A 23187-nucleotide genomic window follows, 5' to 3' on the forward strand; every position below is an offset into this window, starting at 1 on the left:
TGGGCATGCTTGCTTCGTTTCCATGCTTCGAATATATTCGAACGATGGAAACTGAAAACGCCCTCGAAGCGCTCTCCGCCCTCGCCCATTCCGCGCGGCTGGCCGTCTTCCGCATGCTCGTCCAGGCCGGCCCGGAAGGCCTGCCTGCCGGCCGGATCGCCGAACGGATGGAAATGCCGGCCTCGTCGCTGTCCTTCCACCTGAAGGAGCTGCATCGCGCCGGCTTGTTGCGCAGCCGCCAGGACGGCCGCTCGATCGTCTACATGGCGCACTACGAGACCATGAACGCGCTGCTCGGCTATCTGACGGAGAACTGCTGCGGCGGCAATCCGTGCTCGCCCGTGCCCGCTTGTTCCCCCGTATCGGTGTCGTCGCCGCGCGCCGCGGAGTCGAAGGCATGACGGCGGCCGAACAGACGGCGAAGGCTGCCGGAACGGTGTCGCCGGCCGGCGGCATCGGCTTTTTCGAGCGCTATCTGACGATCTGGGTCGCGCTGTGCATCGTTGCCGGCATCCTGCTGGGCCAGTGGTTTCCGGGCGTGTTCCAGGCGATCGGCGCGATGGAAGTCGCGCAGGTCAACCTGCCGGTCGGGCTGCTGATCTGGGTGATGATCGTGCCGATGCTGATCAAGATCGACTTCGGCGCGATGGGACAGGTCGCGGGCCACTGGCGCGGCATCGGCGTGACGCTGTTCGTCAACTGGCTGGTCAAGCCGTTCTCGATGGCGCTGCTCGCGTGGATCTTCGTGCGGCATCTGTTTGCGCCGTGGCTGCCGGCCGAACAGCTGGACAGCTATGTGGCCGGCCTGATCCTGCTGGCGGCCGCGCCCTGCACCGCGATGGTGTTCGTCTGGTCGCAGCTGTGCAAGGGCGATCCGTATTTCACGCTGTCGCAGGTCGCCGTCAACGACGCGATCATGGTGGTGGCGTTCGCGCCGGTGGTTGCGCTGCTGCTCGGGCTGTCGTCGATCACGGTGCCATGGGACACGCTGATCGTGTCGGTGTTGCTGTACATCGTGATTCCGGTGCTGATCGCGCAGGCCATCCGCAGGCTGCTGCTCGCGCGCGGCGAGGCGGCCTACCGGCGCGTGACCGGCGCGCTCGGCCCGTATTCGATCGCCGCGCTGCTGGCGACGCTGGTATTGCTGTTCGGCTTCCAGGGCAATGCGATCGTCGAACAGCCGTTGATCATCCTGTTGCTGGCCGTGCCGATCCTGATCCAGGTCATATTCAATTCCGGCCTCGCCTATGTGCTGAACCGCAAACTGGGCGTGGCGCATTGCGTGGCCGGTCCGTCTGCCCTGATCGGCGCCAGCAACTTTTTCGAGCTGGCCGTCGCCACCGCGATCAGCCTGTTCGGCTTCGAATCCGGGGCGGCGCTGGCCACCGTGGTCGGCGTGCTGATCGAGGTGCCGATCATGCTGCTGGTCGTCGGCGTGGTCAATCGCTCGCAACGTTGGTACGAAGCCTGCTGAGAAACGCCTGCTGCAAAGCGCTCCGAAAAACGCCTCCCGATAAACGCCATGTCCGCTGTCACGATCTATCACAACCCCGCCTGCGGCACGTCCCGCAACACGCTGGCAATGATTCGCAATGCCGGCATCGAGCCGACGGTCATCGAGTACCTGAAGACGCCGCCCACGCGCGGCGAACTCGAAGGCATGATCCGGCAGGCTGGCCTAAGCGTACGCGAAGCCATTCGCGAAAAGGGCACACCCTATGCCGAGCTCGGCCTCGACGATCCGTCGCTGACCGATGACCAGTTGCTCGACGCGATGCTGGCGAACCCGATCCTGATCAATCGGCCGCTCGTGGTCACCGAACTTGGCGTTCGGCTGTGCCGGCCGTCGGAACTGGTGCTCGACATCCTGCCCTCGCCGCAGCAAGGTCCGTTTGCCAAGGAGGACGGTGAGCTGGTCATCGACGCCGAGGGCCGGAGGGTCGGCCGATGAGCGCCGACCTGCCCAACGTCGTGCCGTCGCTGCTCGACATTCCCGACCCGCGCAAGCTGGAGCCGGCGAAGACCAGCACCCACCCGCCGCGCATCCTGCTGCTCTACGGCTCGCTGCGCGCAACCTCGTACAGCCGGCTGCTGACGCTGGAGGCCGAACGCATCCTCAAGCGCCTCGGCGCGGAAACGCGCGTGTTCGATCCGCACGAACTGCCGATCGCGGACAGCGTGCCGGCGGACCACCCGCAGGTCGCGCAGCTGCGCAAGCTGTCCGAGTGGTCCGAGGGACAGGTCTGGTGCAGCCCCGAGCGCCACGGCACGCTGACCGCTGTCTTCAAGAACCAGATCGACTGGCTGCCGCTGGAAAGCGGCGGCATTCGGCCGACCCAGGGCCGCACGCTGGCGGTGATGCAGGTCTGCGGCGGATCGCAGTCCTTCAACGCCGTCAACGCGTTGCGCGTGCTGGGCCGCTGGATGCGGATGATCACGATCCCAAACCAGTCGTCGGTACCGAAGGCGTATCAGGAATTCGACGCGCATGGCCGCATGAAGCCGTCCTCGTACTACGATCGCGTGGTCGACGTCATGGAGGAACTGATCAAGTTCACCTTGCTGACGCGCGACCGTTCGGACTATCTGACCGACCGCTACAGCGAACGCAAGGAAGCCGCGCCGGCGGTCGCCACGACGCTGACGGCCGCGGCGATGCGCCACGAGCAGGACGCCAGGGCCGGCGACACCGACGACGGCGAGGTCGAATAGCGCGTCAGGAGAACGGATATGCAAATCGATGTTGCCAACTTCACGCCGGGCCTCTCCTTCTTTGGCGGCCTGCTGATCGGACTGGCGGCCGCCGTGCTGGTGCTGTTCAACGGCAGGATTGCCGGCATCAGCGGCATCCTGGGCGGTCTGTTGAGTTTGCCGCGCGGGGACACGGGCTGGCGCCTGATCTTTCTGGCGGGATTGATCGGCGTCCCTGTGCTCGCTGCGCTGCTGGGCATGCCGGCAACGGCCGACATCGACAGTGGCTGGGGTCAGATACTGATCGCCGGCTTTCTGGTCGGGCTGGGAACCCGCTACGCGAGCGGTTGTACCAGCGGCCACGGCGTATGCGGCATCTCACGGGGCTCGGTCCGCTCGCTGGTCGCCACGCTGACCTTCATCGGCACGGGGCTGCTGACCGTCTTCGTGCAACGTCATCTGGTGGGCGGCTGACATGGCCGCGATTGCCGCATTGGTCGCCGGACTGTTGTTCGGCATCGGCCTGATGGTGTCCGGCATGGCGAACCCGGCCAAGGTACTGGGCTTCCTCGACATGGCCGGCGCATGGGATCCTTCGCTCGCCTTCGTGATGATCGGCGCGATTGCCGTCGCGGCACCGGCGTTCTTCCTCGCGAATCGGCGCCAGCGCTCGCTGCTGGGCCGGCCGATGCAGCTTCCCGCCGCGACCGGCGTCACGTTGCGCCTGGTGCTGGGCAGCGCGGCATTCGGCATCGGCTGGGGATTGGCCGGATTCTGCCCGGGCCCCGCCCTGGTGGCGCTCGGAGCCGGCTATCCGAAGGCAGCCGGCTTCGTCGGCGCGATGGCGGCCGGCATGCTGGTGTTCGAGGGGGTCCAACGGCTGAAGCCTCGCAGCCAGCAAGCCTGAACGAGCCCCGTCGTGGCTGTGAGCCCCGGACTCAATCCGGCCAGCGCGAGCCGAGAATGATGCTGCAGATGTTGCCGCGCCGGAAACCTGGATCCTTGAACGCGAGCACGTCGTCGTTGAAGGTGCCGAACGTGGTATCGGGCCGGTGCTTCATGCCTTCATAAAAGGCGTCGATGATGCCGTGCTTGAAGCCGTGACCGCGCGGATGGGCCGCGATCACCGCTGCGCGCTCGTCGTCGCCGAAATGCTCGAAGCCCCGCCCTGCCACGTCCATTCCCGCTCCGGCCTGGAGCAGCGCGATCTCGGGATGCATGTGTTCCGGAATACCCGGCGTCGTATGCAGGGCGATGGCCGCCCACACCGTCGCGATCTCGCTCTCGGCGATGCCGTGGCTGCGCAGGAAGTCGCGCGCGGCATTGGCGCCGTCGACTTCGAAACGCAGCTGGCTCTCGCGATAGCGGGAAGTCAGGCCGATATCGTGGAACAACGCCGCGACGTAGAGCAGTTCCGGATCGAAACGGAACTGCCGCCGGCGTCCCAGCAGGCTGCCCCACAAATAGACGCGAACGGAGTGGTGAAACAGCAGGTCGCTCTCGGTATCGCGGATCAGTTCGGTCGCCTCGCGGGCGAGCTTGCTGTCGGGAATCGCGATGCCCGCGATGTTGTCGGTCGCCACGGCGGTACTCCTCGGAGATGGATCGGAAACGGCTGAACGAGCCGCTTACTGCGCCAGCGCGGCCTGCGGCGTATTGCGGAAGCTGATCGCCATGCGGTTGTACAGGTTCATCACGCCGATCGCGATGGTCAGGTCGACCAGTTCGCGTTCGTCGAACACCGCGCGGGCGGCCTGGTAATCGGCATCCGGCACGCCGGTCTGCGCGACGCGCGTCACCGACTCGGCCCACGCCAGCGCCGCGCGCTCGCGCTCGTCGAACAGATTGCCGGCCTCCGCCCAGGCCTGGACCAGCGCAAGCTTTTCGACCTTGACGCCCTTCTTCAGCAGGTCGCGCGTATGCATGTCGAGGCAGTAGGCGCAGTTGTTGATCTGCGACACGCGCAGGTAGACCAGGTCGACCAGCACCGGCGGCAGATCGGACTGCATCACGTAGCCGTAGGCACCGCCCAGCGCCTTCATGCCGGCCGGGGCGATCTGGTTGTAGTCGAGACGCTTGCTCATTGCTTTGACTCCTTGGTGACAGAGGAATGGATCGGGGTGGTCAGCACCTTGTCGCTGGTGTCGACGACGAACACGGCCAGCAGCCTGGCGGGCTGCGTCGCGCTGGCATTGCGGCTGACCGGGTGGCGCGAGCCCGGCGACTCGCTGAAGCTCTCGCCCGCCCGGTAGATGCGCTTCGGGCCGTCATTGACCTGCGACTCGATCGCCCCCGACACGACGTAGGCGTAGATGAACGCCGAGTTCGCGTGCAGATGCGCGGGCGATGCGGCGCCCGGCGCATAGTCGACCACCACGGCAATCAGCGACTTGCCCGGGACGTTGGGAATCCGCTGGTTGAAATTCTCGGTGACGGTTTCTCCCGCGCCATGGGCGAAGGCGGACATGCTCCAGACAACAGCGGCAGTGGCGTAAGTCGCGGCAAAGGCGACGCCAATCAAGGATCGGATATTCACGGGGCACTCTCCAGATAAGTGTTCCCATTCTGGTCGCGCGCTGGTACAAATAAAAGAACCAAGAATGATTGATTTCCATGTACTACGCGCCCGGTCACCGCAGCCGTGACCGGGCCATGAACTGGCCATGACCCAGCCCCTGCATCTCGCCCTCGACCGGTCCGCCAGGACGCCGCTGGCCGACCAGATCCGCGACGGCATCGGCACCGCCATCGAACACGGCGTGCTGGCGCCCGGCGCGCGGCTGCCGTCATGGCAGGACCTGGCGACCCAGCTCGGCGTCGCGCGCGGCACGGTCAAGGCGGCCTACGAGAAGCTGGCCGATGCGCAGCTCGTCGTCGCCTCGCGCGCCAGCGGCACCCGGGTCGCCGACCGGCCCGCGCGGCGCGCCGACGCAGACGAGCGGCCCGATCCCGGCTCGTTCATGGACAGATATCTGGAATTCATGGCCGGTCCGGCGATCTTCCAGATGGGCGTGCCGGCCCAGCAGAGCCTTCCGGCCAAGCTGTTCTCGCGGGTGCGCGCCCATGCCGCGCGCGCCGAACTCGGCGCCGCCGCGCTCTATCCGGACCCGCGCGGCGAAGCCGCGCTGCGCCGCGAAATCGCCGCCTACCTGGCCATCGCGCGCGGCATCCAGTGTTCGCCCTCGCAGGTACTGATCACCGGCGGATTCGCCGGCGGCCTCGGGCTGGCATTGCGGGTGCTCGGCCTGGACGGGCGCAAGGGCTGGACGGAGGACCCGGGCTTTCCGTACACGCGCCGCGGCCTGGAGCTGGCGGGCCTGTCGCTGGTAGCGGTGCCGGTGGATGCCGATGGCATCGATGTGGACTATGGCATCCAGCACGCGCCGGATGCGGCGGTGGTGGTGCTGACGCCCGGACAGCAGGCCCCGCTCGGCGGCACGCTGTCGCTGCCGCGGCGCCTGCAGTTGCTCGATTGGGCCGCGGCGCAAGGCGCCTGGGTCATCGAGGACGACTACCTCAGCGAACTGCGGCTCGAGGGCCGCGCGGCGCCTGCCCTCGCCTCGCTGGACCGCGCCGGACGCGTGATCCACATCGGCTCGTTCAGCAAGACCATCAGCCCGACCCTGCGGCTGGGCTTCGTCGTCGCACCGCCGTCGCTGGTGTCCCGCTTCGCCGAGATCGCGGCCTGTCTCGCACCCGCTCCGGCGTCGTCGATCCAGCTCGCCACCGCCGAGTTCATGCAGGACGGCCATTACCTGCGGCATCTGCGGCGCACCAAGCGGCTCTATGCATCGCAGCGCGACGGGCTGCTGGCCCATCTGCGGCCGCGCGTCGGCGACGCGGCGGCCCCGACCGGGCTGGCCGTGCTGCTGGCGCTGCCGGATGGCAGCGCCGATGTCGCGATCGCGAAGGAAACGGCGGCGTTCGGCATCGCGCCGTCGCCGCTGTCGGTCTGGTATGCGTCCCCGGCTCGCGCCCGATCCGGCCTGCTGCTCGGCATCGCGACGGCGCCGCCCAAGCAGGTTGCGGCTGCCTGCGACCGTCTGCTGGCGGTGGTGGAGCGCTTCCGGCGCTAATGCGATGGCGCTTGCCGGCTGACATTGACATCCACCATTCCGCACGATAGAGGCTAATTAGCCACTTTTGCAGTGGCGTTCGACGACGTATGTATAATTCCGGGCTTTCCGGTGCCGGCGGCGTCCATCCGCGTTGGCTGCGACGCCCGCTCGTGGCCGTGCCCACTCCCCGCGGCATGGCGGGACGTCCGGCACGCATCGGATGACCCCACGGCAACGTCCGGCGCCTGCAGGCGCCGGCTCAAAGGTGCTCCCTACATGCGTCGACTTCCCGGAATGGCGCTCAGCCTGCTGCTGATCGTCTTTTTGCATTTGTTACCCGCCGCGGCGCCCGCGGCGTTTGGCGCGGACGAGCCGTCCCAGACCGAAGACAAGCCTGCGGCGCCGTTCTCCGCCGCCGCGGCCAGCGCGGAGCTCAAGCGGCTGCAGACCGAGCAGGACCGCATCAAGCAGCAAGCCTCCAGGGACACCAGCGGCAACCAGTTGACCGAGCTCGACGACGCCGTCCACCGGTTGCTGGCCGACGTCGATACGCTGAGCGGCACGCTGGTGGCCGAGCGCGCCAAGGTACAGGCACAGATCGATCTGCTGGGCCCGCCGCCGGCCGATGGCAGCGCATCGGAGGCGCCCGCGGTGGCCCGTCAGCGCGCCGAGCTGAACGGGCGCGCCAAGGCGCTCGACGAGCAACTGACGAAGGCCGAAGAGGACAAGGAAAGCCTGGGCAATCTGGCCGAGCAGATCGCCAAGCTGCAGCGCGGCCATCTGAAGGACCAGGTCGCGCTGCGCTCCAACAGCATCCTCAGCGGCGACTTCTGGATGCCGGCATTCGACCCGAGCCGCCAGGACCGGCAGCGCTTCGAATCGCTGCGCTCGCTGGTCACGCCGATGGCGAAACAGGCCTGGGACGCCGAACACCGGACCGGCACGGTGATGCTGCTGGTGCTGGCCTTCGCGATCTGGTCGCTGGGCCGCCGGCTGATCGAGCGCGGCATGGCATGGGTTTGCCTGCACCGGCTGCCGGAGCACCGGCTGCGGCGCAGCGCGCTGGCGCTGTCGACCGCGCTGGCCACGGTGCTGACCACCGCGCTGGCGGTGCGCATCGTGCTGTTCGCCTTCACCCGCGACTACGAGCTGTCCGAGCCGATGCGCGATCTGGCCGACGAGCTGATCAAGCTGACGATGACCAGCGCGCTGATCGCCGGCCTGGGCCGCGCGCTGCTGTGCACGCGCCATCCGACCTGGCGCCTGCCGTCGCTGCACGACGACATCGCCCGCGCGCTGCGGCCCTTCCCCATCGTGCTGGCGGGCCTGCTGTTGCTGGCCGGCACCATCGAGCAGCTGAACCGCACGATCGACACTAGCGTGCAGGTCACGTTGTTCGGACGCGGCCTGGTCTCGCTGGTGGTCACGCTGACGATCGGCGCCGCGCTGCTGCGGGCCAACCGCGTGCGTGCGAGGCTGGTCGCGGCCGGCGAGCGGCCGGGCAGCGGCTCGACGCTGACCGGCATCGTGCTGGCCGCGCTGACCGTCACCATCGTCGTCACGCTGGCCGCGCTGCTGACCGGCTATATCACGTTCGCCCGCTTCCTGACCTACGAGATCGTCTGGTTCGACATCGTGCTGTGCAGCCTCTATCTGCTGACCAAGCTGACGCGCGATGCCTGCGAAAGCCTGTTCTCGGTCAACTATTCGAGCGGCCGCATCATCAAGCAACTGTTCGGGCTCGGCGACAGCCATCTGGACCAGGTGTCGACCGTGCTGTCGGGGCTCGGCTCGAGCTTGCTGTTGCTGATGGCGGTGATTGCGCTGCTGACCGGCGGCTTCGGCACCACGCCCAAGGACCTGCTCGACAGCCTGCTGATGGTGCTGGGCGGCGAGCGGCTGCGGGCGATGAACATCATGCCGGAGCGCATCCTGAACGCGGTGATCGCCACCGGCGTGGGCGTCTACATCCTGCGTTCGGTGCGCCGCTGGCTCGATGCGGACCTGCTGCCCAAGACCGGCATGGAGCCCGGCATGCGCGCCTCGCTGGTCACGCTGTTCAGCAATATCGGTTACGTGCTGCTGGTACTGATGACGCTGTCGCTGCTGGGCGTGCGCTGGGACAACCTGGCCTGGATCGTCAGCGCACTGTCGGTCGGCATCGGTTTCGGCCTGCAGGAGATCGTCAAGAACTTCATCTCGGGGCTGATCCTGCTGACCGAGCGGCCCGTCAAGGTCGGCGACATGGTCAATATCGGGGGCGTCGAGGGCGATATCCGCCGCATCAGCGTGCGCGCCACCGAGATCCAGCTGGGCGACCGCTCGACGATGATCGTGCCGAATTCGCAGCTGATCTCGCAGAGCGTGCGCAACGTGACGATGAACAACAGCACGCTTGGCGTGGCCTCGCTGACGCTGACCTTCCCGCTGAACATCGATCCCGAGGAGGTGCGTGACATGCTGCTCGCCGCCTACGCCGACAACGAGGCGATCCTCGAGCACCCGGCGCCGTCGGTGACCTTCAGCCAGCTCGCGCCGAACGGCATCACGCTGACCGTGACCGGCTTCGTCTCCAGCCCGCGCATCGCCGGCGGCACCAAGAGCGATCTGCTGTTCGACATCCTGAAGCGGCTGCGCGCGGCCGAGATTCCGCTGACCAACCCGCAGACGCTGCGGCTGCTCAATTCGGAGGCGCTGGCAGCCTGATGTCGGGGCGGCGCCTTGGGCGCGGCGGCGGCGGCTCCGCGGCACAGGCCCCATCCCTTGGCCGTTCTTTCCTGCCAGTTAGCCTTGTGTTGCCTGGCAGGCGCCCAATCCCGCCCCGCCGACGCACTAGAATGGCGCGATTCCCGTTCGGAGATCGCGCCGTGGACCTTTCCCTTTTCCCGCAATTTCGCAGCATCGACGTCGAGACCGACAGCGAGGTCACGATCCATGCCGTCGTCGGCGGTGACGGGCCGCCGCTGTTGCTGCTGCACGGCCATCCGCAGACGCATGCGATCTGGCACAAGGTTGCGCCAACGCTGGCGCAGCGGTTCACCGTGGTGGCCTGCGACCTGCGCGGCTATGGCGATTCGTCGAAGCCGGCCGGTACCGCGGACCACGGCAACTACAGCAAGCGCACGATGGCGCGCGACGCGCTGCGCGTGATGCAGTCGCTCGGTTTCGAACGCTTTCGCGTGCTGGCGCACGACCGCGGCGCGCGGGTAGCCCATCGGCTCGGCATGGACCACCCCGCCGCGATCGAGCGCATGGTGCTGCTCGATATCGCGCCGACGCTGGCCATGTACGAGCAGACCACCGAAGCCTTCGCCCGCGCGTACTGGCACTGGTTCTTCCTGATCCAGCCGGCACCGCTGCCCGAGCGGCTGATCGAGGCCGATCCGTCGCGCTATATCCGCGACCTGATGGGCGGCCGCAGCGCCGGGCTGAGTCCCTTCGATCCGCGTGCGCTGCGCGAATACGAGCGCTGTGCCGCGCTGCCGGGCGCCGCGCATGGCGTCTGCGAGGACTATCGCGCTGCCGCGGGCATCGACCTCGAACACGACCGCGCCGATCGCGAGGCCGGCAAGCGCCTGACGATGCCGCTGCTGGTGCTGTGGGGCGAACAGGGCGTGGTCCATCGCTGCTTCCAGCCGCTGCGGGAATGGCAGCGCGTGGCGTCCGACGTCGACGGCGGCCCGTTGCCGTGCGGGCACTATATCGCCGAGGAAGCGCCCGACGTGCTGCTGGCGCACGCGCTGCCGTTCCTCGAGAAGTAAGGTCCGCCGACACGCGCGTCAAGCCGCCGATAAGCGGCGCTTATGCCCGTAGTCGCAGATTCAATTTCCCGCCGCGGTTCTCCTTCGGTAAAGTCGCTCGCGCATCGCGACCAAGGTGCGCGTCCGAGGTGCGCGTCCGAGGTGCGCGTCAACAAGGAGGAGACATCATGCAAGGCATTCGCCAGGCCCTGGCCTGCGTCGTTTCAGCGGTAGCACTGCTCGGCGCCACGCAGGCCGGTGCCGCAAGCCCGACCGACAACTGGCCCAGCAAGCCGATTCAGATGATCGTGCCGCAGGCACCGGGCGGGACCAACGACATCGTGGCCCGGCTGGTGGCCGCCGATCTGTCGCAACGCCTCGGCCAGCAGGTCGTCGTCGAGAACCGGCCCGGCGCCGGCGGCAATATCGGCACGCAGTTCGCGGCCCGCGCGACCCCGAACGGCTATACGCTGCTGATGACGATCAGCAGCACGCAGGCGATCAATCCGTCGCTGTACCGCCAGGTTCCATTCGATCCGATCAAGGACTTCGAGCCGATCGCGCTGGTCGCGACCGTGCCCAACGTGCTGGTGGTCAATCCCGCCTTCCCGGCGAAGTCGCTGCCCGAACTGATCGCGATGGCGAAGGCGAAACCGGGCCAGTATCGCTTTGCGTCGGCCGGCAACGGCACGCTGAACCATCTGCTCGGCGAGATGCTGAACAGCATGGCTGGTATCCAGCTGGAGCATGTGCCCTACAAGGGCGTCGCACCGGCGCTGAACGATGTGCTGGGCAATCAGGTGCCGATGGCGTTCGCCAGCCTGCCCTCCGTGTTGCCGCACATCAAGGCCGGCAAGGTCCGCGCGCTGGGCGTCAGCTCGGCGAGGCGCTCGCCGTTCGCGCCGGACATCCCGGCCATCGGCGAGACGGTGCCTGGCTACAGCGGCGACCTGTGGGTCGGCCTGTTCGCGGTCAAGGGGACGCCGAAGGAGATCACGCAGAAGCTGGCCCAGACCATGCAGGCCGCGCTGGCCGACCCCACGCTGCGCGAAAAGCTGGGCGCGCAGGGGGCCGAAGCGCTGTCGGCCACGCCGCAGCAGTTCGCGACGCAGCTCAAGGGCGATATCGACAAGTGGGCGCGCATCGTCAAGGCATCGGGCGCGCAGGTCGACTGAGAACAGACTCAAAACAGACTGGCCCGTCCGCGTGTTGCGCTGGACGGGCCAGTGTTGGCGCCTCGGGGCGCCTATGCTGTCTGCCGCCTGGTGGGCAGCCGCTTGGTGAGAAGCCGCTTGGTGAGAAGCCGCTTAGCGGGCAGCCGAGCCTGCGGTCGCCTGCTCGGCCTGGGCCTGCATGAAGTCCCGCGCCGCGGACACCGCCTGCATTGCCTCCTGAGTGCCACCCTTGTCGGGATGGGCCTTCAGCGACGCCGCCCGGAACGCCTTGCCGATCTTCGCGACATCGGTCTCGCCGGCGTTCAGCCCGAGGATTTCGTGCGGCAGACGGTCATGGCTCCATCCGTCGGGCGCGTAGGGATTGACGGGAGTGGTGGGGCGTTGCGGGGGCGGCGCGCTGTGCGATGGTTCGGGCCGCTGCGGCGGGGGCGCGCTGTGCGATGGTTCGGATCGCTGCGGCGGGGGCGCGCTGTACGCCGGTTCGGGCCGCTGAGGCTGTGGCGTGGTGTGCGACGGTTCGGGCCGATGATGCTGCTGTCTGGCGCGCTCGCTCTGCCGCTCGTCGCGCTGCTTCGGTTGCGGCTCCGGATTCCCCGCCGGCCACAGCACCACGATGGCCGCCGACAGCTTGCCGGCATTGTCGATCAGCACGACCGCATTGATCCGGATCGGCGCCGATGCCCGGGGGGCGAATGCGTTGGCGGTCAGGTTGGCGATCAGCAGGTTCATCAGCAGCACATTGGCGGCATCCTGCGGCGACATTGCGTAACGCTGATCGGGGGACTTCGCCTGCGGCGGGACCGGCGGCATGTCGAATGGCCGCTGGGCGTGAATGGCAATGGGTGACATTGATAACTCTCCTTGAGGACATGGGGCTGCCATCTTTGCGCCATGACCGCAAGGCCGCTACCGCGGAAACCAACTGGCTTTCGCTTTTGCCTCTCATACCGCGACTCCCGCCGCGACTGACGCTCATCGCGCCTCGGTGCGCTCGCGCACATACCGCTACCACCGCCATCGCTGCAATATCGCCTTTCCGCATCGACAGGGGCGACGATGAAGCGCGTGATCCGTATTGCGGGTTGGACGATCGCCGGACTGGTGGTCGTCGCGGGCCTGGTGCTGGCGACCGGCATTCTGCTCGCCGAACGCAAGGCACAGCGGCGGGTGCATGTGCCAGCGGTTCCCGTCGCTTACCGCGATGACGCGCAAGCGCTGGCGCGCGGCAAATATCTGTATGAATCGCGCGGCTGCATGGAATGCCACGGGGCCGACGGCCGCGGCCGCGTGATGATCAACGACCCGGGTGGCATGTTCGTGCGCACGCCCAATGTGACCGCCGGCAATCCGGATGTCGCGCGTTATCGCGAACGCGATTGGGTGCTGGCGATCCGCCACGGCGTCGCGCCCTCCGGCCGGCCGCTGATGATCATGCCGAGCGAGGACTACAACCAGCTCAGCGACGAGGACCTGTCGGCGCTGGTCGCCTATATGCGCAGCCTGCCGCCGCTGCTCAGCGGCATGACCGAGATCCGCCTGCCGATGATGGCGCGCGTGCTGTACGGCTTCGGCATGATCGAGGACGCGGCCGCAAAGATCGACCACAGCCGTCCGCCGTCGCCGGCGCTGGAGCCCGCGCCCACGGCCGCATATGGCGCCTATGTCGCCAATGCCTGCATCGGCTGCCACGGCGCCGATCTGGCTGGGGGCAAGATTCCGGGCGCGCCGCCGGACTGGCCGGCCGCCGCGGACCTGCGGCCCGGTGCCGTGATGCTGCGCTACCGCACGCCGGATCGCTTCATCGAGATGATGCGCACCGGCGTGCGGCCGGACGGCACCGAGGTCAGCAAGGTGATGCCGTTCGAAAGCCTGGCCAAGATGAGCGACACCGACCTGACCGCGCTCTATCTCCATCTGAAGGCGCTGCCGGTGACGCAGGCGGCGCGCTGAGGCGACTCGGCCGAGATTGACCGCAAGCGTTGCCGGCTTGCGACATCCCGCGCAGCACAGAGCCGAAGGCGAAAGTTTTACACGTTTGCCGAATTTCACCGGGCCGCAACTACGATAAGCGCCCTCCTCCCTTCCCGGTCTCGCCCCCGCGGCTCCGGCGGCCGTGTCCGCGACGGCGATTCTCCGCGCCGTTCCCCGCTGCGGGCATGGGCATTGCAGCGCAACCCACGCCCATGCGGCGTGAAGTACCGCTTGAGTCCCTGCTTGATGTCCGTTGACCGAGATCGGAGGATCCCCATGTTCATTCACAACAAACGATTGCAGTACACCGTACGCGTAGCACGGCCCGATCCGGGCCTGGCCAATCTGTTGCTTGAGCAGTTCGGCGGTCCGCAGGGCGAACTGGCTGCCGCCCTGCGCTATTTCACGCAAGCGCTCGCCGAGGACGATCCCGGCCGCAAGGACATGCTGCTCGATATCGCAACCGAGGAACTGAGCCATCTGGAGGTGATCGGCTCGATCGTCGCCATGCTGAACAAGGGGGCCAAGGGTCAGCTTGCCGAGGGCGTCGAACAGGAGGCCGAGCTCTATCGTTCGCTGTCGGGCCCCGGCAATGACAGCCACGTGACCCAGCTGCTGTATGGCGGCGGCCCGCCGCTGACGAACTCGGGCGGCGTGCCGTGGACCGCGGCCTATATCGACACGATCGGCGAGCCGACCGCGGACCTGCGCTCGAATATCGCGGCCGAGGCCCGCGCCAAGATCATTTACGAGCGGCTGATCAACGTCACCGACGACCCCGGCGTGCAGGAAGCACTTGGGTTCCTGATGACGCGCGAGGTGTCGCACCAGAAGTCGTTCGAAAAGGCGCTGTACTCGATCCAGCCCAGCTTCCCGCCGGGCAAGGCGCCGCCGATGCCGGAGTTCGCCAGCGTCTACTACAAGATGTCGCAGGGCGACGCGCTGCGCGGCCCGTGGAATGCCGATTCGACGTTCGAGTTCGTCGAGAATCCGCCGCCGGCGGTCGATGGCGGCAGCGGCATGCCGGAAGTCCAGCTCGAGCCGACCCAGGCCAGCGCGGTGGAAGCGGCGGCGATGCGCACCGAGTCTGACGTCAACAGCGATCCGGTCACGGGCGCGGATCTGGGCAGCGTCGACGAGTCCGAGCTGCCAACCGACACCGTCGCGCCGGGCGCACCCGGCGCAGGCGGTGCGGCATCGGGCTCGCCCAAGACTCCTCCGGGCAAGGCCTGAGCGCTGCGCGCGTCGAGATGTTGGGAGATGAAGAACGAGGCGGCCGATCTGGCCGCCTCTTTTCTTTGGACGTCGGCAACGCGCGTTGTCTTGCGCTCCCGCCTTGGCGATGGCTGTCGCTAGGGCAACACGGTCGTCGCCAGCAGCGTCACGTTCATGCCGATGATCAACGTCACCGCGATCACTGCCAGCACCGTGACCCACGGCCTGTTCACGTAGGCGCCCATCACCGAACGGCGGCTGGTCAGCCAGATCAGCGGCACCACCGCGAACGGCAATTGCAGGCTCAGGATGACCTGGCTGAGCACCAGCAGCTGGCCGATGCCGGCCTCGCCGTAGGCGAGCGCGACGAACATCGCCGGTACCACCGCGATGCCGCGCGTCAGCAGCCGGCGCGCCCACGCGGGCAGCCGCAGCTTGACGAAGCCTTCCATCACGATCTGCCCGGCGAGCGTCGCCGTGACCGCGGAGCTTTGACCCGAGGCCAGCAGCGCGACGCCGAACAGCACGCTGGCGATCGCGGTGCCCGTCAGTGGCCCCAGGAGTTGGTAGGCGGCGCGCAGGTCGTTGACTTCGTGCATGCCACCGGTGTGGAACACCGCGCCCGCGGTCACCAGGATGGCGGCATTGATGAAGAAGGCGATCACCAGTGCCAGCATGATGTCGACCGTGTAATAGGCAAGCGTGGTGCCGATGCTTTCGTTGCCGCGACGGATGCGTTGCGGCCCGACCATCGACGAATGCAGGTACAGGTTGTGCGGCATCACGGTCGCGCCGACGATGCCGATCGCGATGTAAAGCATGTTGGTGTCGGTCAGCACGCGCGTGCTTGGCACGAAGCCGCGCGCGACCTCGCCCCATTGCGGCTGCACCAGCACCAGGTTGATCGCGAAGCAGAGAAACACCACGGCCAGCAGCGCGATGACCACCGCCTCCAGCTGCCGGTAGCCGCGCTGCTGCAGCGCCAGGATCAGCAGCACGTCGAGCACGGTCGCGGCCACGCCCCAGGTCAATGGAATGCCGAACAGCAGATTCAGCGCGATGGCGGTGCCGATGACCTCGGCCAGATCGGTCGCGCAGATCGCCAGCTCGCACAGCAGCCATTGCGCCAGCGCCGAGCGCTTGCTCGAATGCTGCCGGCAGGCCTGCGCCAAGTCCATGCCGGATACCACGCCCAATCGCGCCGCCAGCGTCTGCAGCAGCATCGCGATCAGGCTGGACATCAGCACGATCCACAGCAGCGCGTAACCATAGCCCGAACCGGCGGCGAGGTCGGTGGCCCAGTTGCCTGGATCCATATAGCCGACCGCGACCAGGTAGCCGGGCCCGAGGAAGGCCAGCAGACGGCGCCAATGCAGCTTGCCGCCGGGCGGGCGTCGCCAGGCGCCGAGCGGCCCCGCGGCCTGCGCGCCGGCGTCCGGTGGCGGGGTCGCGTCAGGCGGCATCGCGCTTCCTCCGCAGAGCGTGCGACAGCGGGCGCTCAGACATCGGCGAACAGCCGGGCCAGCAGCACCGCCACGCCGCCGCCGTTGATCGTCAGGCCAAGCAGCAGCCGGACAGGATGGTCACGCCAGTCGCGCCGGAATCGTTCCATGGCTTCGCGTCTCCTCGTTTTTTCGCGCGCGCTCGGTTCGGCTCGACTCTGCTCGCGGCCGCCATATCAAGCACGAGCCATGCCCGCGTGGTCTGAACACTATAGGCGTCCGGATGGCGCCGGATCGCGCTTTCCTTGCCGACGTCAGCACGTCGGCTGCATCCATCTGTTCTCCCGCACCCCAACGCGACGCCGGCACTTTGTTACAACGGTTCGGCTTGCCTTGCCATCGCCAACCATCCGCCGCAGAATCGGCATGCCCGTGCGCCAGTGCACGCTCTGCCAGCCGCGGTCCGCGGCGGCCTCCGCCGACCACGACCGATGCCTGATCCCATCGCCGCACCGTCCGAAACCATCGCTGCCGATGCCCGCGCGGCCTCCGAGGCCGCCGTCGCCGCCGTCTACCGCGCCGAATCGCGGCGCGTGCTGGCCACGCTGATCCGCCTGCTGGGCGACTTCGACCTGGCCGAGGAGGCGCTGCACGACGCCTTCAAGGCCGCGCTGGAGCAATGGCCGCGTGACGGCGTACCCGCCAATCCCTGTGCCTGGCTGATCTCGGCCGGCCGCTTCAAGGCGATCGACGGCATCCGCCGCCATGCCCGCTTCCGGGCGCTGGACGACGTCACCGAACAGGTCGAAGCGATCGTCGACGAGAGCGCGACGCGCGCCTTCGACGAACTGTTCGAGGACGCCTGTCTGGAAGACGACCGGCTGCGCCTGATCTTTACCTGCTGCCACCCTGCGCTGGCGCCGGACGCCCAGGTCGCGCTGACGCTGCGCGAGGTCTGCGGCCTGACCACCGAGGACATCGCCCACGCCTTCCTGACGGCGCCGTCGACGCTGGCCCAGCGCATCGTGCGCGCCAAGGCCAAGATCCGCGACGCGCGCATTCCTTATCAGGTGCCCGACCGCCAGGACCTGCCGGAGCGCCTCGATAGCGTGCTGCGCGTGGTCTACCTGGTCTTCAACGAGGGCTATTCGGCCAGCTCCGGCGACCAGCTGACCCGCCACGACCTGTCCGGCGAAGCGATCCGGCTGGCGCGGCTGCTGCTCGAACTGCTGCCCGAACCCGAGGTCATGGGACTGCTGGCGCTGATGCTGCTGCACGAGTCGCGCCGGGCAGCGCGCACCTCGTCCGACGGCGAACTGGTGCTGCTGGACGAGCAGGACCGCAGCCGCTGGGACCGGGCGCTGATCGCCGAGGGCACCGCGCTGGTCGAGCGCGCGTTGTCCTCGCGCCGCTTCGGCCCCTATTCGCTGCAGGCCGCGATTTCGGCGGTGCACGCCGAAGCGGACAACGCGGCTTCGACCGATTGGCCGCAAATCGTCGCGCTGTACGACGTGTTGCTGGCGCTGCAGCCCTCCCCCGTGGTGGAGCTGAACCGGGCGGTCGCCGTGGCGATGCGGGACGGACCCGAGGCGGGCCTGCTGCTGGTCGACGCGATCCTGGCCCGCGGCGAACTGGGCGACTACCATCTGGCCCACGCCGCCCGGGCCGACCTGTGCCGGCGCCTGGGCCGCTACGCTGATGCGCGTGCCGCCTATCGGACCGTGCTCGAGCTGGTCCGCCAGGGCCCGGAGCGGCGCTTTATCGAACGGCGGCTTGCCGCACTGCCGCAATAACGGGCTTCCAGCGGTTGTGGCGACGGACTTTTCGCTCTCGGCCCTCCGTCGCCCCCTTCTTTCGATCCCCGCTGTCGATTTCACCCGGTCCCGAACGACTATCCCATGACAGGGCCATCGCCCTGCCGGCGTCATGGCACCGTCGCCGGCGCCGTCTATGCTGATTTTCCGTGCCGTTTCGTTGCCGTTTCGTTGCCGCGTCGCTTGGAGGCCGGCCAACGCCACCACTACCGAGGAGCCTCTGATGAAATATCTCTGCCTGATCTATTACCAGGAGAAGCAGGTCTACAGCATGCCGCCCGACGAATGGGATTCGCTGGTCGGCGAATGCCTGCGCTTCGGCGACAAGGTGCGCAGCAGCGGCCACTACATCGGCGGTGAGGCGCTGCAGCCGGTCGAGACCGCCAAGACCCTGCGCGTGCGCGACGGCAAGGTGACCGTCACCGACGGGCCGTTCGCCGAGACCAAGGAGCAGCTGGCCGGCTTCTATCTGATGGAGGCGGCCGACCTGAACGAGGCGATCCAGGTCGCCTCGAAGATTCCGCCCGCGCGCCACGGCAGCGTCGAGATCCGGCCGATCCGGGAATTGCCGGGCGCCAGCGGGTCGTAAACACCGGGTCGCGAATTTTTTTGCAGGGCATTGTCGATTGGGACGTTCGCCGTACGACTAGGTAACAGGAAGTCCGAACAGCCACCGAAATCCGAGGAGCGGCGACGATGAAATACCTGTGCCTGATCTATACCGACGAGCGTGTCCTGCAAGCGATGCCCGAGCCGGAATGGCGCAGCCTGGTGGAACAGTGTCTGCGCTTCAGCGCCGCACTCGAGCGCGACGGCATGTATCTGGCCGGCGAGGCGCTCGAAAGCGCGGCAACGGCCACCACGCTGCGGGTACGCGCCGGCAGGGTGTCGTTCACCGACGGGCCGTTCGCGGAGACCAAGGAACAGCTGGCGGGCTTCTATCTGATCGAGGCCGAAGGCCTGCACGAGGCGCTGCACGCGGCGGCGGGAATTCCCGCCGCGCGGCTGGGCAGCATCGAAGTGCGGCCGGTGATGTCACTGGCGGTCGGCAGTACGCCGCCCGCGCAGTGACGGCCGGCGCCGGCCCCCGGACTTCGCATCGTTCCTCTCGCTATCCGTCGTTTTCTTTCAGGAGACTCAAGATGAGCAACGCCACGCAATCCCAGACCGCCGCCCACGACGAAATCCGGACCATGCTCGAAGCGTGGCGCCAGGCCTCGATCGCCCGCGACGTGCCGCGCATCATGTCGCACTACACCCCGGACGTCGTCGCCTTCGACGCCGTGATGCAGCTGCAATTCAAGGGCGCCGACGCCTACGGCAAGCACTGGGCGGCCTGCATGGAAATGTGCACCGGGCCGATGGTGTTCGAGATGCATGACCTGCAACTGTTCGTCGACATGCAGCTCGGTTATGGCCACTACCTGCTGCGCTGCGGCCACCAGGACGAGAACGGCAAAGAGAGTGCCTCGTGGATGCGCGTTACCGTCGGCCTGCGCAAGACGGCCGAGGGCTGGAAGATTGCCCACGATCATTTTTCCGCACCGTTCGACATCGAGAGCGGCAAGGCGCTGTTCGAACTCCAGCCCTGAGCGGCCGATGGCATCGCCTAGACTGATCTACCGACAGGAGATACCGCAATGCGCTTCATGATTCTGGTTCGAGCCACGCAAAAGACCGAAAGCGGCGTGATGCCGGAGGACGGGCTGATTGCCGAAATGGCGGCCTACCACGAGGAGCTATCGAAGGCCGGCGTACTGGTCGATGCGTCCGGCCTGCAACCGAGCGCCAAGGGCTGGCGAATCCGCTATCAAGGCCAGCAGCGGACCGTCACCGATGGCCCGTTCGCCGAGACCAAGGAGCTGATCGCCGGCTACACCATCATCCAGGTGAAGTCGCGCGAAGAGGCGCTGGAATGGACCCGGCGCTTCCCGAATCCGGCCACCGACGACGACAACTGCGAGATCGAGGTACGCCAGCTGTACGACCTCGAGGATTTTCCGCCAAGCGAAGGTATCGAGCGCTTCCGCGAGCTGGAACAGATCCAGCAGCGACAGCAATCGCCACAGCAATCGCCACAGCAATCGCAATAACGACGCGATCACGCGCAACACAGACGGTCCAGGACCGTTCGCACAGCACGATCAGACAGGAGAACCAAGATGGCACAAACGCAAGTCAAGCCAATTCCCGAAGGCATGCCCACGCTGACCCCGCATATCGTTTGCAAGAATGCGCTGGAAGCAATCGAGTTTTATAAACGCGCATTCGGCGCGGCCGAGGAATTCAAGCTGCTTACCCCGCAGGGCCAGCTGATGCACGCGATGCTGCGCATCGGCAATTCGCCGGTGATGATGGCGGAGGAAATGCCAGAATGGCAGAGCCTTGGGCCGACGACATTGAAGGGAACGCCGGTGGTGCTGCATCTGTACGTCGAGGATGTGGACGCCGCCGTGGCCCGCGCCGTCGACGCGGGCGCCAAGGTCACGATGCCCGTCCAGGACATGTTCTGGGGGGACCGCTACGGCCAACTGGAAGACCCGTACGGGCATCGCTGGTCGGTGGCCACGCACGTGCGTGACGTACCGCCGGAAGAGCTGGCCAAGGCCGCGGAACACGGCTGCGGTGCTTGATCGGTAGCGGGATAGTAAAAAGCGGCCCGTGGGGCCGCTTTTTTATGCTCTTGCGTCGGCGCGGACAGTGATTTTCACGACAGTGATTTTCACGGCTGCACCGCAAAGCAAAACGCCCCAGACCTGTTGGGATCTGGGGCGTTCTTGAATGGAGAGCCTGGCGATGACCTACTTTCACACGGGTAGTCCGCACTATCATCGGCGCGAAGTCGTTTCACGGTCCTGTTCGGGATGGGAAGGGGTGGTTCCGACTTGCTATGGTCACCAGGCATAAAGGGTTGCCGGACTGGCTTGTGGGGCCAATCGGGCGTATTGGGATGTAGCGTAGGTTGTGCTGTATGGCACGTATGCGGATACCAGCGGCGCGTATCGAACGCGCTAAACGCACTGGTTATAGGATCAAGCCTTACGGGCAATTAGTACTGGTTAGCTTAACGCATTACTGCGCTTCCACACCCAGCCTATCAACGTCCTGGTCTTGAACGACCCTTCAAGGAGCTCGAGGCTCCAGGGAATCCTCATCTTCAGGCGAGTTTCCCGCTTAGATGCTTTCAGCGGTTATCTCTTCCGTACATAGCTACCCTGCGATGCCTCTGGCGAGACAACAGGTACACCAGCGGTACGTCCACTCCGGTCCTCTCGTACTAGGAGCAGCCCCCGTCAAGATTCCAACGCCCACGGCAGATAGGGACCAAACTGTCTCACGACGTTTTAAACCCAGCTCACGTACCTCTTTAAATGGCGAACAGCCATACCCTTGGGACCGGCTACAGCCCCAGGATGAGATGAGCCGACATCGAGGTGCCAAACACCGCCGTCGATATGAACTCTTGGGCGGTATCAGCCTGTTATCCCCAGAGTACCTTTTATCCGTTGAGCGATGGCCCTTCCATTCAGAACCACCGGATCACTATGTCCTGCTTTCGCACCTGCTCGACTTGTCGGTCTCGCAGTTAAGCACGCTTTTGCCATTGCACTTTAGGTACGATGTCCGACCGTACCAAGCGTACCTTCGAACTCCTCCGTTACACTTTGGGAGGAGACCGCCCCAGTCAAACTGCCTACCATGCACTGTCCCCGACCCGGATTCACGGGCCTAGGTTAGAACCTCAAACAAACCAGGGTGGTATTTCAAGGACGGCTCCACGAGAACTGGCGTCCTCGCTTCAAAGCCTCCCACCTATCCTACACAGATCGGTTCAAAGTCCAATGCAAAGCTGCAGTAAAGGTTCATGGGGTCTTTCCGTCTAGCCGCGGGGAGATTGCATCATCACAAACACTTCAACTTCGCTGAGTCTCGGGAGGAGACAGTGTGGCCATCGTTACGCCATTCGTGCAGGTCGGAACTTACCCGACAAGGAATTTCGCTACCTTAGGACCGTTATAGTTACGGCCGCCGTTTACCGGGACTTCAATCAAGAGCTTGCACCCCATCATTTAATCTTCCGGCACCGGGCAGGCGTCACACCCTATACGTCCACTTTCGTGTTTGCAGAGTGCTGTGTTTTTATTAAACAGTCGCAGCCACCATTTTATTGCAACCCCTTCACCCTTCTGGCGCAGGCCAGTCAAGCTACCAGGGCGTACCTTATCCCGAAGTTACGGTACCAATTTGCCGAGTTCCTTCTCCCGAGTTCTCTCAAGCGCCTTAGAATACTCATCTCGCCCACCTGTGTCGGTTTGCGGTACGGTCTCGTATGACTGAAGCTTAGAGGCTTTTCTTGGGACCCCTTCCGATTGCTTCGCAGCACTAGGCCGCTCGCCCCACATCCTTGAATCCTGCGCCCGGATTTGCCAAAGCGCCTTCTCCAATGCAGGGACCGGGACTTCCAACACCCGGACAACCTTCCGCGATCCGTCCCCCCATCGCATCATACGACGGTGCAGGAATATTAACCTGCTTCCCATCAGCTACGCATCTCTGCCTCGCCTTAGGGGCCGACTCACCCTACGCCGATGAACGTTGCGTAGGAAACCTTGGGCTTACGGCGAGGGGGCCTTTCACCCCCTTTATCGCTACTCATGTCAGCATTCGCACTTCCGATACCTCCAGCATCCTTTACAAGACACCTTCACAGGCTTACGGAACGCTCTCCTACCACGCGCACAAGGCGCGTCCGCAGCTTCGGTGACTGGCTTAGCCCCGTTACATCTTCCGCGCAGGACGACTCGATCAGTGAGCTATTACGCTTTCTTTAAAGGGTGGCTGCTTCTAAGCCAACCTCCTGACTGTTTTAGCCTTCCCACTTCGTTTCCCACTTAGCCAATCTTGGGGACCTTAGCTGGCGGTCTGGGTTGTTTCCCTCTTGACACCGGACGTTAGCACCCGATGTCTGTCTCCCGTGATTGCACTCTTCGGTATTCGGAGTTTGCTATGGCGGGGTAATCAGCAATAGACCCCCCAACCATGACAGTGCTCTACCCCCGAAGGTGAGACACGAGGCACTA

Annotated in this window: 23 protein-coding genes and 2 rRNA genes (1 of these 25 running past the window's edge); 18 read left to right on the forward strand and 7 right to left on the reverse strand. The window is 66.1% G+C overall.

What is annotated here, in order from left to right:
* The first annotated feature begins 44 nt into the window (after positions 1–44).
* From M1D55_RS17590 to M1D55_RS17615, 6 genes are read left to right on the forward strand one after another with little or no spacing between them, the layout of a single operon-like run.
* Positions 45–401, forward strand: a complete 357-nt coding sequence (locus M1D55_RS17590; protein WP_456281428.1) for an ArsR/SmtB family transcription factor — start codon at positions 45–47, stop codon at positions 399–401.
* Positions 398–1474: an ACR3 family arsenite efflux transporter gene (arsB, locus tag M1D55_RS17595; protein WP_456281429.1), complete on the forward strand. Its 1077-nt coding sequence runs from the start codon at positions 398–400 to the stop codon at positions 1472–1474. The genes M1D55_RS17590 and arsB overlap by 4 nt, the downstream gene beginning before the upstream one ends.
* 48 nt (positions 1475–1522) lie before the next feature.
* Entirely contained in the window at positions 1523–1951 is a 429-nt protein-coding gene (arsC, locus tag M1D55_RS17600; protein WP_064573640.1) for an arsenate reductase (glutaredoxin), read from the forward strand.
* Entirely contained in the window at positions 1948–2712 is a 765-nt protein-coding gene (gene arsH, locus M1D55_RS17605; RefSeq protein WP_456281430.1) for an arsenical resistance protein ArsH, read from the forward strand. Before arsC ends, arsH begins: the two co-directional genes overlap by 4 nt.
* Positions 2713–2730: 18 nt before the next feature.
* Positions 2731–3165 carry a YeeE/YedE family protein gene (locus tag M1D55_RS17610; RefSeq protein ID WP_006577107.1) on the forward strand — a complete coding sequence of 145 codons (435 nt, stop codon included), beginning with the start codon at positions 2731–2733 and terminating at the stop codon, positions 3163–3165.
* A gap of 1 nt (position 3166) precedes the next feature.
* Entirely contained in the window at positions 3167–3598 is a 432-nt protein-coding gene (locus M1D55_RS17615) for a YeeE/YedE family protein (RefSeq protein WP_064573645.1), read from the forward strand.
* A gap of 31 nt (positions 3599–3629) precedes the next feature.
* Here the strand turns inward: M1D55_RS17615 and M1D55_RS17620 are convergent, their stop codons facing one another.
* The 3 genes from M1D55_RS17620 to M1D55_RS17630 are packed head-to-tail and all read right to left on the reverse strand — an operon-like array spanning position 3630 to position 5158.
* Complete coding sequence (locus M1D55_RS17620; RefSeq protein ID WP_006577106.1) at positions 3630–4274, reverse strand: HD domain-containing protein; 645 nt, start codon at positions 4272–4274, stop codon at positions 3630–3632.
* Between the two features lie 45 nt (positions 4275–4319).
* Positions 4320–4775, reverse strand: a complete 456-nt coding sequence (locus tag M1D55_RS17625; RefSeq protein ID WP_023263853.1) for a carboxymuconolactone decarboxylase family protein — start codon at positions 4773–4775, stop codon at positions 4320–4322.
* Entirely contained in the window at positions 4772–5158 is a 387-nt protein-coding gene (locus tag M1D55_RS17630; protein WP_006577103.1) for a cupin domain-containing protein, read from the reverse strand. The genes M1D55_RS17625 and M1D55_RS17630 overlap by 4 nt, the downstream gene beginning before the upstream one ends.
* Positions 5159–5354: 196 nt before the next feature.
* On the opposite strand from M1D55_RS17630, the gene pdxR reads away from it, so the two are divergent.
* From pdxR to M1D55_RS17650, 4 genes are all read left to right on the forward strand, one after another.
* Positions 5355–6767: a MocR-like pyridoxine biosynthesis transcription factor PdxR gene (gene pdxR / locus M1D55_RS17635; protein ID WP_456281431.1), complete on the forward strand. Its 1413-nt coding sequence runs from the start codon at positions 5355–5357 to the stop codon at positions 6765–6767.
* Positions 6768–7025: 258 nt separating this feature from the next.
* On the forward strand, positions 7026–9455 hold the full coding sequence (locus M1D55_RS17640) for a DUF3772 domain-containing protein (RefSeq protein WP_456281432.1): 2430 nt from the start codon (positions 7026–7028) through the stop codon (positions 9453–9455).
* 131 nt (positions 9456–9586) lie between these two features.
* Positions 9587–10510 (forward strand): alpha/beta fold hydrolase, encoded by a 924-nt coding sequence (locus M1D55_RS17645; RefSeq protein WP_456281433.1) that lies wholly within the window; start codon positions 9587–9589, stop codon positions 10508–10510.
* 167 nt (positions 10511–10677) lie between these two features.
* The gene (locus M1D55_RS17650) at positions 10678–11664 is read left to right on the forward strand and encodes a Bug family tripartite tricarboxylate transporter substrate binding protein (RefSeq protein ID WP_456281434.1); all 987 of its coding nucleotides are present in this window, start codon (positions 10678–10680) and stop codon (positions 11662–11664) included.
* A gap of 132 nt (positions 11665–11796) precedes the next feature.
* Here the strand turns inward: M1D55_RS17650 and M1D55_RS17655 are convergent, their stop codons facing one another.
* Positions 11797–12513 carry a hypothetical protein gene (locus M1D55_RS17655; RefSeq protein ID WP_456281435.1) on the reverse strand — a complete coding sequence of 239 codons (717 nt, stop codon included), beginning with the start codon at positions 12511–12513 and terminating at the stop codon, positions 11797–11799.
* Between the two features lie 207 nt (positions 12514–12720).
* Between M1D55_RS17655 and M1D55_RS17660 the strand changes: the two genes are divergently transcribed.
* Both M1D55_RS17660 and M1D55_RS17665 read left to right on the forward strand, forming a co-directional pair.
* On the forward strand, positions 12721–13614 hold the full coding sequence (locus M1D55_RS17660; protein WP_006577096.1) for a c-type cytochrome: 894 nt from the start codon (positions 12721–12723) through the stop codon (positions 13612–13614).
* Positions 13615–13911: 297 nt separating this feature from the next.
* Positions 13912–14868: a manganese catalase family protein gene (locus M1D55_RS17665; protein ID WP_064573657.1), complete on the forward strand. Its 957-nt coding sequence runs from the start codon at positions 13912–13914 to the stop codon at positions 14866–14868.
* 119 nt (positions 14869–14987) lie between these two features.
* Here the strand turns inward: M1D55_RS17665 and M1D55_RS17670 are convergent, their stop codons facing one another.
* Entirely contained in the window at positions 14988–16313 is a 1326-nt protein-coding gene (locus M1D55_RS17670; RefSeq protein ID WP_082928304.1) for an Nramp family divalent metal transporter, read from the reverse strand.
* Positions 16314–16783: 470 nt separating this feature from the next.
* Between M1D55_RS17670 and M1D55_RS17675 the strand changes: the two genes are divergently transcribed.
* From M1D55_RS17675 to M1D55_RS17700, 6 genes are all read left to right on the forward strand, one after another.
* Positions 16784–18085 carry an RNA polymerase sigma factor gene (locus M1D55_RS17675; protein ID WP_456281436.1) on the forward strand — a complete coding sequence of 434 codons (1302 nt, stop codon included), beginning with the start codon at positions 16784–16786 and terminating at the stop codon, positions 18083–18085.
* A 244-nt stretch (positions 18086–18329) separates the two neighbouring features.
* The gene (locus M1D55_RS17680) at positions 18330–18695 is read left to right on the forward strand and encodes a YciI family protein (RefSeq protein ID WP_006577249.1); all 366 of its coding nucleotides are present in this window, start codon (positions 18330–18332) and stop codon (positions 18693–18695) included.
* Between the two features lie 107 nt (positions 18696–18802).
* Complete coding sequence (locus M1D55_RS17685) at positions 18803–19177, forward strand: YciI family protein (protein WP_064573660.1); 375 nt, start codon at positions 18803–18805, stop codon at positions 19175–19177.
* A gap of 71 nt (positions 19178–19248) precedes the next feature.
* Positions 19249–19698: a YybH family protein gene (locus M1D55_RS17690; RefSeq protein ID WP_456281437.1), complete on the forward strand. Its 450-nt coding sequence runs from the start codon at positions 19249–19251 to the stop codon at positions 19696–19698.
* A gap of 48 nt (positions 19699–19746) precedes the next feature.
* Positions 19747–20199 carry a YciI family protein gene (locus M1D55_RS17695; protein WP_456281438.1) on the forward strand — a complete coding sequence of 151 codons (453 nt, stop codon included), beginning with the start codon at positions 19747–19749 and terminating at the stop codon, positions 20197–20199.
* Between the two features lie 69 nt (positions 20200–20268).
* Positions 20269–20739: a VOC family protein gene (locus tag M1D55_RS17700; protein WP_006577245.1), complete on the forward strand. Its 471-nt coding sequence runs from the start codon at positions 20269–20271 to the stop codon at positions 20737–20739.
* Between the two features lie 155 nt (positions 20740–20894).
* Here the strand turns inward: M1D55_RS17700 and rrf are convergent.
* Both rrf and M1D55_RS17710 read right to left on the reverse strand, forming a co-directional pair.
* Positions 20895–21008, reverse strand: a 5S ribosomal RNA gene (gene rrf / locus M1D55_RS17705).
* A gap of 126 nt (positions 21009–21134) precedes the next feature.
* Positions 21135–23187, reverse strand: a 23S ribosomal RNA gene (locus tag M1D55_RS17710); it runs 828 nt beyond the window's last position.

It is taken from the genome of Cupriavidus sp. JZ107 (assembly GCF_053903255.1).

What these genes read in the sequence shown, in the direction of transcription:
- M1D55_RS17590 (WP_456281428.1), top strand. Translation starts at nt 45, where the DNA reads ATGGAAACTGAAAACGCCCTCGAAGCGCTCTCCGCCCTCGCCCATTCC.
- arsB (WP_456281429.1), top strand. Translation starts at nt 398, where the DNA reads ATGACGGCGGCCGAACAGACGGCGAAGGCTGCCGGAACGGTGTCGCCG.
- arsC (WP_064573640.1), top strand. Translation starts at nt 1,523, where the DNA reads ATGTCCGCTGTCACGATCTATCACAACCCCGCCTGCGGCACGTCCCGC.
- arsH (WP_456281430.1), top strand. Translation starts at nt 1,948, where the DNA reads ATGAGCGCCGACCTGCCCAACGTCGTGCCGTCGCTGCTCGACATTCCC.
- M1D55_RS17610 (WP_006577107.1), top strand. Translation starts at nt 2,731, where the DNA reads ATGCAAATCGATGTTGCCAACTTCACGCCGGGCCTCTCCTTCTTTGGC.
- M1D55_RS17615 (WP_064573645.1), top strand. Translation starts at nt 3,167, where the DNA reads ATGGCCGCGATTGCCGCATTGGTCGCCGGACTGTTGTTCGGCATCGGC.
- M1D55_RS17625 (WP_023263853.1), bottom strand. Translation starts at nt 4,775, where the DNA reads ATGAGCAAGCGTCTCGACTACAACCAGATCGCCCCGGCCGGCATGAAG.
- M1D55_RS17630 (WP_006577103.1), bottom strand. Translation starts at nt 5,158, where the DNA reads ATGTCCGCCTTCGCCCATGGCGCGGGAGAAACCGTCACCGAGAATTTC.
- pdxR (WP_456281431.1), top strand. Translation starts at nt 5,355, where the DNA reads ATGACCCAGCCCCTGCATCTCGCCCTCGACCGGTCCGCCAGGACGCCG.
- M1D55_RS17640 (WP_456281432.1), top strand. Translation starts at nt 7,026, where the DNA reads ATGCGTCGACTTCCCGGAATGGCGCTCAGCCTGCTGCTGATCGTCTTT.
- M1D55_RS17645 (WP_456281433.1), top strand. Translation starts at nt 9,587, where the DNA reads ATGGCGCGATTCCCGTTCGGAGATCGCGCCGTGGACCTTTCCCTTTTC.
- M1D55_RS17650 (WP_456281434.1), top strand. Translation starts at nt 10,678, where the DNA reads ATGCAAGGCATTCGCCAGGCCCTGGCCTGCGTCGTTTCAGCGGTAGCA.
- M1D55_RS17655 (WP_456281435.1), bottom strand. Translation starts at nt 12,513, where the DNA reads ATGTCACCCATTGCCATTCACGCCCAGCGGCCATTCGACATGCCGCCG.
- M1D55_RS17660 (WP_006577096.1), top strand. Translation starts at nt 12,721, where the DNA reads ATGAAGCGCGTGATCCGTATTGCGGGTTGGACGATCGCCGGACTGGTG.
- M1D55_RS17665 (WP_064573657.1), top strand. Translation starts at nt 13,912, where the DNA reads ATGTTCATTCACAACAAACGATTGCAGTACACCGTACGCGTAGCACGG.
- M1D55_RS17670 (WP_082928304.1), bottom strand. Translation starts at nt 16,313, where the DNA reads ATGCCGCCTGACGCGACCCCGCCACCGGACGCCGGCGCGCAGGCCGCG.
- M1D55_RS17675 (WP_456281436.1), top strand. Translation starts at nt 16,784, where the DNA reads ATGCCTGATCCCATCGCCGCACCGTCCGAAACCATCGCTGCCGATGCC.
- M1D55_RS17680 (WP_006577249.1), top strand. Translation starts at nt 18,330, where the DNA reads ATGAAATATCTCTGCCTGATCTATTACCAGGAGAAGCAGGTCTACAGC.
- M1D55_RS17685 (WP_064573660.1), top strand. Translation starts at nt 18,803, where the DNA reads ATGAAATACCTGTGCCTGATCTATACCGACGAGCGTGTCCTGCAAGCG.
- M1D55_RS17690 (WP_456281437.1), top strand. Translation starts at nt 19,249, where the DNA reads ATGAGCAACGCCACGCAATCCCAGACCGCCGCCCACGACGAAATCCGG.
- M1D55_RS17695 (WP_456281438.1), top strand. Translation starts at nt 19,747, where the DNA reads ATGCGCTTCATGATTCTGGTTCGAGCCACGCAAAAGACCGAAAGCGGC.
- M1D55_RS17700 (WP_006577245.1), top strand. Translation starts at nt 20,269, where the DNA reads ATGGCACAAACGCAAGTCAAGCCAATTCCCGAAGGCATGCCCACGCTG.